The organism is Komagataeibacter oboediens (genome assembly GCF_003207815.1).
GTDB classification, from domain to species: Bacteria; Pseudomonadota; Alphaproteobacteria; order Acetobacterales; family Acetobacteraceae; genus Komagataeibacter; species Komagataeibacter oboediens.
On sequence record NZ_NKTX01000078.1, the window covers coordinates 1 to 9,155 of the forward strand.

General features: G+C 61.0%; 12 protein-coding genes, 1 pseudogene and 1 other annotated feature. Of the genes and pseudogenes, 5 read left to right on the plus strand and 8 right to left on the minus strand.

All coding sequences use genetic code 11. From position 1 onward, the window contains the following. Positions 1–55 precede the first annotated feature (55 nt). The 6 genes from CFR80_RS15530 to traA all read right to left on the minus strand — a co-directional run bounded on the left by CFR80_RS15530 (position 56) and on the right by traA (position 5,432). Positions 56–319, minus strand: a complete 264-nt coding sequence (locus CFR80_RS15530) for a DNA cytosine methyltransferase (RefSeq protein ID WP_220032751.1) — start codon at positions 317–319, stop codon at positions 56–58. Continuing rightward, a complete protein-coding gene (locus CFR80_RS15535) occupies positions 316–582 on the minus strand; it encodes a ribbon-helix-helix domain-containing protein (RefSeq protein ID WP_146044254.1) in 267 nt (88 codons plus the stop codon). Before CFR80_RS15535 ends, CFR80_RS15530 begins: the two co-directional genes overlap by 4 nt. Before the next feature lie 197 nt (positions 583–779). After that, positions 780–1,448, minus strand: a complete 669-nt coding sequence (locus CFR80_RS15540) for a DUF6118 family protein (RefSeq protein WP_110096483.1) — start codon at positions 1,446–1,448, stop codon at positions 780–782. A 12-nt stretch (positions 1,449–1,460) separates the two neighbouring features. Then, positions 1,461–1,730 carry a Txe/YoeB family addiction module toxin gene (locus tag CFR80_RS15545; RefSeq protein ID WP_081749560.1) on the minus strand — a complete coding sequence of 90 codons (270 nt, stop codon included), beginning with the start codon at positions 1,728–1,730 and terminating at the stop codon, positions 1,461–1,463. After that, positions 1,727–2,002: a type II toxin-antitoxin system Phd/YefM family antitoxin gene (locus CFR80_RS15550; protein WP_110096482.1), complete on the minus strand. Its 276-nt coding sequence runs from the start codon at positions 2,000–2,002 to the stop codon at positions 1,727–1,729. The genes CFR80_RS15545 and CFR80_RS15550 overlap by 4 nt, the downstream gene beginning before the upstream one ends. Before the next feature lie 52 nt (positions 2,003–2,054). Then, positions 2,055–5,432 carry a Ti-type conjugative transfer relaxase TraA gene (traA, locus tag CFR80_RS15555; protein ID WP_110507660.1) on the minus strand — a complete coding sequence of 1,126 codons (3,378 nt, stop codon included), beginning with the start codon at positions 5,430–5,432 and terminating at the stop codon, positions 2,055–2,057. 162 nt (positions 5,433–5,594) lie between these two features. On the opposite strand from traA, the gene traD (CFR80_RS20200) reads away from it, so the two are divergent. The 5 genes and pseudogenes from traD (CFR80_RS20200) (at position 5,595) to CFR80_RS15580 (ending at position 8,023) form a co-directional block, all read left to right on the plus strand. Continuing rightward, positions 5,595–5,801 (plus strand): conjugal transfer protein TraD, encoded by a 207-nt coding sequence (gene traD, locus CFR80_RS20200; protein WP_373636507.1) that lies wholly within the window; start codon positions 5,595–5,597, stop codon positions 5,799–5,801. Further along, a protein-coding gene (locus tag CFR80_RS15565; RefSeq protein WP_110507661.1) for an IS3 family transposase occupies positions 5,770–6,980 on the plus strand; the annotation gives its coding sequence in 2 pieces (ribosomal slippage) (positions 5,770–6,055 and positions 6,055–6,980; 1,212 coding nt in all). The genes traD (CFR80_RS20200) and CFR80_RS15565 overlap by 32 nt, the downstream gene beginning before the upstream one ends. Next, positions 6,048–6,164, plus strand: a sequence feature (AL1L pseudoknot). It overlaps the preceding gene by 117 nt. 30 nt (positions 6,981–7,010) lie before the next feature. After that, a pseudogene (gene traD, locus CFR80_RS15570) lies at positions 7,011–7,196 on the plus strand (conjugal transfer protein TraD); the annotation flags it as partial. Positions 7,197–7,260: 64 nt separating this feature from the next. Beyond that, positions 7,261–7,512 (plus strand): conjugal transfer protein TraD, encoded by a 252-nt coding sequence (locus CFR80_RS15575; RefSeq protein ID WP_110507664.1) that lies wholly within the window; start codon positions 7,261–7,263, stop codon positions 7,510–7,512. Between the two features lie 7 nt (positions 7,513–7,519). Next, positions 7,520–8,023: a MucR family transcriptional regulator gene (locus CFR80_RS15580; protein ID WP_110507665.1), complete on the plus strand. Its 504-nt coding sequence runs from the start codon at positions 7,520–7,522 to the stop codon at positions 8,021–8,023. Positions 8,024–8,052: 29 nt separating this feature from the next. Here CFR80_RS15580 and CFR80_RS15585 read toward each other — a convergent pair whose 3' ends face one another. Next, positions 8,053–8,580: a helix-turn-helix domain-containing protein gene (locus CFR80_RS15585; protein ID WP_257997707.1), complete on the minus strand. Its 528-nt coding sequence runs from the start codon at positions 8,578–8,580 to the stop codon at positions 8,053–8,055. Between the two features lie 358 nt (positions 8,581–8,938). Continuing rightward, the coding region (locus tag CFR80_RS15595; protein ID WP_146221676.1) for a transposase domain-containing protein at positions 8,939–9,155 on the minus strand (217 nt) is incomplete at its 5' end.

The window sequence follows — 9,155 nt, forward strand, 5'->3', positions numbered from 1 at the left end:
CAAGACGCTCAATCTGTCGAAACAGGCTCGTGCCGCCTGATCGTTCCTTTATTGTTCATGCCAAACGTTGTTTAGCGTACCATCCACACGATGGCCTCTTCTTTACGCCCGCAGCCTTCAGCAATTTCTGTGCGGTAACATTCTGAATCGGCCCACCAATGAATTTCGCTTCTGAATGGGTTGCCGCGAAGGTTTCCCCCGCCCGATCATCATAATCCTGACCTGCCAAGACATGGAAACCCGCCTGCCGGAAGCCTTCCGACAATCCGCCAGCCCCACAAAAAAGATCCATGACGGTCATATTATGACGCAGTTTCATTGGCGTCCTCTACGCTTCGAGACAGTCAGGGGAAGGGGCAATTGCTGTTCGTCCCCTTCTACACGCTCAATCAATAAACTGATCGCATGACGACCTAACCATGCCTTCGATACCTTTGAACGAGCAGCAATCTGATCAAAAGCAGCATATTCATCTTCAGACAGATTGACTGTGATCCGGTTCTTTGATGACACGGTTTGCCTCATTACGCCGCAAAGTGCAGCACTTTGCATTTTTGTAACTTTAAGGATTCCGTATGTCAATTTAGCTCTTATCTGTTTGCCTCATCACCTGACTGAGCAGGAGACCTACTTCATACCTACCCAACAGCGCAGCCAGAAGCGACCTGCAACAGCGGTGCAATGGTGTATGAAGACCAGGTATTTATGGGTAGGCGTAATGTCGGTTCCGAGTATGTCTATGGGTCGTGATCAGGAAGGCTGTCTGGACCATGTTCGTCCTACAACCCACCCGACCGGATAGTCATGACACAGGGCTGGTCCACCTTCGTCTCGTTGGCCGTTTTCTGGCAGGCGGCGATCCGGTCCTGACTGGCGTCCACTATCCGGTTGGCCCAGACCATATGCCGCAGGCTTTCGGGATTATCGGCCTCCATCATCAACGCACCAGATTCCCACCGATCCTGTCCGCCCACGATAAAGGAGGCCACCCGCGTCCCCAGTGATGACGGCAGGAGGTAGGTCAGGATAGGCGAGAACCCGATCCCGACAGCCAGGCAGGCCAGCCCGACCTTCAGCACCCACCAGCTCTGCTGGTCCCGGGTGCGCGCCTGTCCAACAATATCGGTCAGTTGCTGCCGCTCCACTTGCACCGCACGGATCGCGGTATGAAAGGCGGCCTGCATGTCCTGACTGACGGAAAGCCCCGCCTGACGTACCCCCTGCCCATAGGCCTGCGGCGTCATCTTCAGCGTCGGACTGGCCTCGATCGCCTTCATGCGCGCGCCCACGTCGTTCAGGGCCTTGACCAGTCTGGCCAGGTCCGGCGTGTAATCAGGCGGTCGGTTGTCCCGCCATGCCTGAGGCAGCGCTTCCACGCTGCGCCGGAGCACCGTCATTTCGGCGCACAGATCCTCAAACGCACGGGCTGCCGGATCCGTCTCGCTCATGACGCCTCTCCTTCAGTAATGAAACCGGCACTGGGCAACCTCGATCCGCTGATCTTCTCCCGCGCGGCCCTGAACCCGGTAGACCAGACGATGTTCCCCCGTAATCCGCCGGGACCACCACCCGGAAAGCTGCCCCTTCAGTGGTTCCGGCTTCCCTATCCCCTGAAACGGATGCCGCCTTACATCCTCGATCAGGGCATTAACCTTCCCAAGAACAGCATGATCTGACTGGAACCAGGAAAGATAATCCTCCCAGCCATCTTCATGAAAAATGACCTTCACGCCGACGGCTCACCCTGCGGCTCCAGAAGATCACGCTCGGTCGCCGCCCCGTGCTCGATGTCACGAATGCTCCGCAACAGCCTCTCCGCGTTGCGTGGGCTGCTCAGGAGATGCACGGTTTCCTGCCAGCCGGAGAATTCTTCTTCCGACATCAGCACGACACTGCCTTTCCCGGTCTTGCGGGTCACGACAATCGGTGCGCGGCTGTTCACGGCTTCATCCAGATAATGCGCCAGGTTCTGACGCAGGTCGGTATAGGAAACACAGGTCATGATCAGTCCTCCAAGTTCATCATAGCGTACAGTTTTTTGTACGTCTTGTGTTTTAGATCCCCATATCCATATCCCGCCCCCTGGAGCGCGACAGCGAGCGCGTGCGCTGCGGCTGCAATCCATGATCGAGCGTCGATCCCTTCCGGACGCCCAGTTCGTGCCCCTTCCGCCGCAGGAGGGACTCAAGCTGCGCGTCCCGCTTCAATTCCTTGAGCGCCACCCCCTGCTGCTCACGGCTCAGCCCGTCCCACGCCTTCACGAACCGCGCCGCCCGCAACTCGGGGGAATGCCGCACCCTGTCCTCGTGTTCCAGCCCCTCGACCAGCCTGCGCGCCCGTGCCGACCCTTCCAGCCCGTACAGGGCCTGCCGGATCTCCGGCTCATGCTTCACAGCGGTTTCCAGAGCGATCACCGCCCCGGGCCGTAGCCGTTCCAGGGCCGTGCTGGCGTCAAGCCATGCCTTCTTCTGGTGCTCCAGCACCGGCAGGTCCTGCTCCACCATGCGCCCGATGTCCCGCACCGCCCGCGCATACTGCTCCACCGCCTGGTGAAGCGGATCACCACCCGGCACGAACCCGCCCAGCCCGGCCGGCACCTGCGCGCGCTGCACACGCGGCAGCCGCAACCCGGCAAAGGGAGAGGCGGGAGCCTCACGCCCAGCCCCACTTTCCCCCTTGCCGGACCCGGCATCCATCCCGGCCGACACGTCTTTTTCCGATGTGCGATGACCAAGCCGCACGGACAGGTCCAGCCCGTCGAACATCCCACGCTTCCGCTGCGCCGGTGCCAGATCTGGCGTGCGGACAGCTTCGGCCTGCCTGTCCTGCCGGGGGCCAGAGGTAGTTTTCTCACGCCCCACCACGATCTCGCTCTCGGGGACATGCAGCCCGCGCCGCCGCGCAAACCCGGCATCCCGATCCCGGACCTGCGGGTAATCCAGCGTGGTATCCTTCAGCCGCTCGCGCGACAGCCGCCGCACCAGCCCGTCCCGGTCGCCCAAATCATCCCGGCCCCAATGAACGGACACGCTCTCCCGATGGCGCGACAGCGCCACATAGGCCCCATGCCGGTCCATGCTCCCCGTCGCCAGCACATGCGCCCGGTCCACCGTCACACCCTGTGATTTGTGGATGGTGGCCGCATAGCCATGATCCAGCGCGTCATAATCCGCCACCGACACGGACACGACCCGACCGCGCCCAGTCCCACCCGGACCGTCGAGCTGCACCGACAGCACGAGATCCCCGGCCTCGACCGACCCCGTGATGCCCCGCACCGTGCCCAGCGTGCCGTTCTTCACCCCCAGCTCCCGGTCATTGCGCAGGAAGTAGACCCGCTCCCCGTCGGCGAATACCCGCTCGCCCTGGACGGTCGGCACCAGCACGTCGTCACCCAGCTCACCCGCCTCCCGCCGGATGGCGCGTGCCGCCTCGTTCAGCGCACGCACATCGACACGCCGGTGCGCCAGCATGATCTGGCTTTCTTCGGGGGCAGCCTGCCGGGCTTCATCCCACCCGGCCACCACCCCGGCCCGCGCCTCTTCCAGCGTATCATGCCCGCGCACCAAGCCGGCCGCCTCATAGCGCCCCAACGCCTCACCCGTCCGCCCGGTCGCAAGCTCCTTCGTGGCCGCCTGCTGCCAGTCTTCACGCTGCCGGTACACCGTCGTGATTTCCACCGACCCGACCCGCTCGGCCACCGCCCGGAATGCCCCGCCAGCCTCGATCGCCTGCAACTGCTCGGGATCACCCACCAGCACGACCTTGGCCCCGGCCCCACGCGCGACCGACAGCACCCGCTCCATCTGCCGTGACCCCACCATGCCGGCCTCATCCACCACCAGCACGTCCCCGCGCTCCAGCAGGTCGAACCCACGCGCCCACGCACGCTCCAGGGAGGCCAGCGTCCGGCTCTCGATCCCGGACCCCGCTTCCAGACCTTCCGCCGCGATCCCCGACAGCGCCGCCCCGCGCACCCGATACCCGGCCTTTTCCCATGCCGCGCGGGCGACACCCAGCATGGTGCTCTTCCCCGTCCCGGCATACCCGACCACCACGGACAGGTCGCGGGACTTCGTGACCTCGCCCACCGCCAGCGCCTGCTCGTCCCCAAGCCCGTCCCGCGCCATCGCCGCCCGACGCACCGCCAGTGGCACCGCATGCCCCTGGGACTGCCCCATCGCGAGCGACGCCTCTTCCAGACGCTGCTCGACCCCGATCATCTCCCGTGTGGAAAACCGCTCCCGCCCATAACCGTCTTTCCCGAGGGCGACCAGCTCCGGACACGCCGCCACCCGAACCATGACAGCACTGAACTGTTCCGCGTCTGCCGTATGCCGGTCCACGAACCGCGCCAGATCCTGGCGGGTAAATGTGCTCTGCTGTCGGGTCAGCGCCTCCAGCGCCACATGCGGCTCGGCCAGCAACCTTTCGCCATTACGCCGCGCGATCTCCAGATGGTCGGCAACCCGTTCAGCATCCTCGCCCCGTTCTTCCCGGCGCATCCCGGCCGGACCGATCTTGTTCTGCGGCTCAAGGTCGATCCCCTGTTCGGCAAACGACCGATGGTCGATCCGCACATCCAGGTCCAGTTCGGCCAGCCGTTCATTGGCGAGCGACGCCCACCGCTCCCGCCATGTCAGCAGCAGGTCCTTGTCATTCCACGAACGCTCTTTCGCACCGAACCCGATGGAAGGCTGATTCTGCGCCAGCCCCAGACCTTCATGCCGCAGCCGTGCCGCCGCGATCAGTCGCGCTGTTCTTCCAGACGCTGCAAGCGCTTCTCCAGCGTCGAGAGCTTCAGCAGGATGCCACGCTGCGTCTCCCGGATCTCTGTCAGCAGACGGATCATGAGCTTGAGTGGATCGTCGTCCCCTTTCTGCTCCATCAGGTCCAGGATCCGGCGTGATGTCGTATGCGCCCCTGCCGCCTCGTTCAGGATGCGGGATTCCGTCTCGTCTTCCATGCACAGCCTCCCCGGTTCTGACTTCGATCCGCCGCGTGGACAGCATCACATGGGCATGGGGCTTCGCCTGTCCGTCTTCGCCAATATCCCAATGCACATTGAGATCAGCCACCATGCCGCGTTCCACGAACTGCTCCCGCACGAAATCCCGTGCCAGCGCGATCCCCTGCGCCTGGGTCATTTCGCGCGGGATTGAAAACTCCACCTCGCGGGCAAGCTGGGCATCCTTGCGCTTCTCGATCGCCTCGACCTCGTTCCAGAGGGTCGCACGGTCGAGAAACCGTTTCGGCGCGCCATCGGGCAGCAGGATCTCGGAATGCACCACGCCGCTCTTGTTGGAAAAGTCATGGTCGCGATCCAGCCGCAAATCATGCAGGCGGGACGCTGCGCGATAGGCCGCCGCTGCCACGGCGCTCCGGCCGGTGGCGCGGCTGATGACCTTCGCATGCAGGTGATAGATCGCCATGGACGCGATCCTATCACACCCCTTAAGCGCACGTCACGAAGTGACGTATAAGCGCGCACTCACATTTTACCGCGCCAAAAGGGTTGATTTGTCTGGATAAGTGACGCGGTTCTCGCCTGTGTGGTAGAGTATGGCACAGACCAGCAGGACAGGGGACCGGAAATGCGCAGGCCACGGGACATTGATTCGGAACTGAAGGCGCTTCAGGAAAAGGCGAAGCAGCTCAAGGTGCAACGGACCATCCAGCTCGGCGAACTGGTCGAGGCGACGGGAGCCGATACCCTGAATTGCCCCGGGTTTTGTGGAGACGGAACGACCCGAGAGGTAAGAAGGATTCATGAGCACCAAATCGAAGCGTTTTCCGCCTGAGTTTCGTGAACGTGCAGCCCGCATGGTTCTGGAGGAAGAGAAGAACCATCCTTCGCGGTGGTCCGCGGTGATGATGATAGCGCCAAAGCTGGATATTCATCCTGACACGCTGTCAAAATGGACCCGTCTGCATGAACGTGCCAATGCGCCTGCGGTGAGTGACCTGCCTGATCGAGAGAAGATCAGGCAACTGGAGCGAGAGAACCGCGAATTGCGGCAGGCCAATGAAATCCTGCGTAAGGCGTCGGCATATTTTGCCCAGGCGGAGCTCGACCGCATCTTCAAGCCATGACACGCTTCATTGAGGAGCACCGGCAGACATATGGTGTCGGGTCAATCTGCAGGGTTCTGTCGATTGCACCATCTGCCTATTATGCTTATCGGGCGAGACAGAAAAATCCGTGTGTGCGCAGCCAGAAAGACAAAGAGCTGTGCGATGACATCCGTAGAGTGTGGAATGATAATTTCTGCGTCTATGGAGCGCGCAAGGTCTGGCATCAGCTCAGACGTGAAGGCCTGGATGTCGCCCGCTGCACGGTAGAGCGGCTGATGCGCCGGATGGGGCTGAAAGGCGTCATTCGTGGCAAGGGGGTCAGAACCACACGGCCTGATCCGCAACGTCCGTGTCCGCAGGATCTGGTGCAGCGCCAGTTTCATGCTCCTGCCCCCAACAGACTGTGGGTTTCGGATTTCACGTATGTTTCCACTTGGCAGGGCTTTGTTTATGTGGCCTTCATCATTGACGTCTTTGCACGGGTTATTGTGGGTTGGCGTGTCTCCTCAACGGCTCATACCGACTTCGTACTGGATGCCCTTGAGCAGGCTCTGTGCCAGAGGCAGCCTGAGGGAAAAGTGACCCACCATTCCGACCGCGGCTGTCAATATGTGTCCATTCGCTACACGCAAAGACTGGCTGAAGCGGGGCTCGTTGCTTCTGTCGGCAGTGTTGGGGATTCCTATGATAACGCCTTGGCAGAGACCATTAACGGACTTTACAAAACCGAACTCATCTATCGGCAGGGGCCATGGAAAAACAGGGAAGCTGTTGAACTGGCAACACTTAAATGGGTCGACTGGTTCAATAATCGGCGGCTCCTGTCCTCCATTGGAAACATCCCGCCAGCAGAAGCTGAGGCACGCTTTTATGCACAACAGAAATCACATGCATTAGCCGCTTAAATCAGATAAAAAACGTCTCCACAAAACCCGGGGCAATTCACCCTGTCGATCGAGGCGCTGGCCGGGGTACTGCTTGCAGCTGTCGAACAGGCGGACGGCAAACCCGAAGCCGTCGCGAGGTGGACCGAACGGGGGACGGCGTTCTTTCAGGCTGGCGCAAAAAAGGGCGGCCGGAAAGGAACCGGAAACGATCAGAACGGATCTGCTGGCGCTTGAAAGACGGATCAGGAAGCAGGCGGCCCTGATCCATCGCCATCAGGCACGAAAGGCACGCACCGACATGCGCGACTGGGCGAAGGCGCGACGGGAACGCACCCATCATCTGATCGAACTGGGCGGCCTGGTCCAGAAGGCGGGACTGGTCGATCTGACCAATGATGACCGCGCTACCCTGCTCGGAGCCTTCCTGGATATTGCGGGGCAGCTTCGGGAGGGCAGGACTACCGCGTCAGGCGATCTGAAAACACGCTGGAGGCGTGCGGGGCTTCATGCCTTCGACAGTGACCGGGAACATGACAGGACAACAGGCTGACGTGACCATGACTGACCACGAGACACGATCATCCGAAGCTGACACATTGCGGGAGCTTACGACCCGGATTGTCGCTACCTATGTCAGCAGCAATACGGTTCCGGCGGATACTCTGCCGGGCCTCATCGCAACGGTGTTTCAGGCGCTTGGCGGCATGGGACGCATGGCGACCGGAACACCGGATCTGGTGCCGGCCGTGCCCGTGAAAAAATCTGTATTCCCGGATTACATTGTCTGCCTGGAGGACGGGAAAAAAATGAAGATGCTCAAGCGCCATCTTCGTACTGTCTATGGCATGACACCCGAGCAGTATCGGGAAAAATGGGGCCTGCCTGAAAGCTACCCGATGGTGGCCCCCGCCTACGCGGCGCGACGCTCTGTCCTGGCACAGGAGATCGGACTGGGGCGGGCCATCAAGGCGACACCGGAACCTTCGGACGTATCGGAAGCTGAAGTTCCGGTCACACGCCTGCCAGAGAAGAAACGTGGACGCAGGCCGAAACTGGCCTGAAGATCCAGACTGGCCGGATCTGTCGGAATTTATTCCGTCTGGGCGTAGGCTTCACGCACGGCTTCCGGCCGGTTGGAAATAGCGCGCAAATAACTTTTTGCAGCGGTATCCGGCGTACGTTCCCCGCTTTCCCACCCTTTGATGGTTTCCTCTTCCAGACCATACCAGAGCGCGAACTGTCGGCGACTGAGTTTCAGACGCCGACGGATCAGGGCCACATCCACATCGGCCTTGTGATCAACATGGATCGCCCTGATCCCAGCCTTTGCAAGGTCGGAGATAACCGCCTCGATCGTGTCAGTCATGGGCAGCAGAACGATTGCATGCCCTTCCGCCTGTTCCGAGGATTGCCTGATGAGGTCTTCCACCGTCTTCTTGGCGGCCAGCATCGTCAGTCCACGCCTGGACAGCGCCATCGTGGCAGCAATGGAATTGAGATCAGGCCACCCCTCACGCGTCAGGGTCAGGGCGAATCTGGCGCGTGAACCGGAACGGACGCGGGATATGGCCTGGACAGGCCCCAGTCGTGCGAATTCCGCCTTCAATGATGATTTCATCGAGATCCATTCCTTCCAGAACGGCCTGTGCGATCGTTTTCAGATTGGCGAACCCGACCCCATTGGCTGTTGCACCGTGGATGTGAGTCTTGGCCAGCTTCATGAATCCTTGGGATCGATCGACACTGAATTCAGCCATGACCATCAGAACGACACCAGGAGCCTGAATAACCAGGGTTGCGATCGGATCACTGCTCTGGTCATCGTCTATTTCGAATGACAGGTCTTCGACTGTCCACCGTGGCCTCATGCTGAATTATAGGTTCAATGAACCTATAATTCAAGCAGATCCCGCCGTCGTCCTTCCGGCAGCAGCGCCAACCCATACGTAACCATCCGGCGAGAGACGCGGGCGTATTCAGGCGGCGATGGTATTGTGGACCTGCTGGTGGGCTTTCCAGTGCCAGGGCAGGAGTTCATGGAGGCGTGGATTGGGAATGTCATTGATCCGTGCCAGGACATCGGCGAGCCATGCCTGGGGATCGACATCGTTCAGGCGCGCGGTGACGATCAGGGAATACATGGCGGCGGCGCGCTCTCCGCCACGATCGGACCCGGCGAACAACCAGGCTTTC

Bases quoted from the DNA above. Each gene is read 5' to 3' on its own strand.
- traA (WP_110507660.1), bottom strand. From the start codon at position 5,432: ATGGCGATCTATCACCTGCATGCGAAGGTCATCAGCCGCGCCACCGGC.
- CFR80_RS15530 (WP_220032751.1), bottom strand. From the start codon at position 319: ATGAAACTGCGTCATAATATGACCGTCATGGATCTTTTTTGTGGGGCT.
- CFR80_RS15550 (WP_110096482.1), bottom strand. From the start codon at position 2,002: ATGACCTGTGTTTCCTATACCGACCTGCGTCAGAACCTGGCGCATTAT.
- traD (WP_373636507.1), top strand. From the start codon at position 5,595: ATGCGCAGGCCACGGGACATTGATTCGGAACTGAAGGCGCTTCAGGAA.
- CFR80_RS15540 (WP_110096483.1), bottom strand. From the start codon at position 1,448: ATGAGCGAGACGGATCCGGCAGCCCGTGCGTTTGAGGATCTGTGCGCC.
- CFR80_RS15575 (WP_110507664.1), top strand. From the start codon at position 7,261: ATGCGCGACTGGGCGAAGGCGCGACGGGAACGCACCCATCATCTGATC.
- CFR80_RS15580 (WP_110507665.1), top strand. From the start codon at position 7,520: ATGACTGACCACGAGACACGATCATCCGAAGCTGACACATTGCGGGAG.
- CFR80_RS15585 (WP_257997707.1), bottom strand. From the start codon at position 8,580: ATGAAATCATCATTGAAGGCGGAATTCGCACGACTGGGGCCTGTCCAG.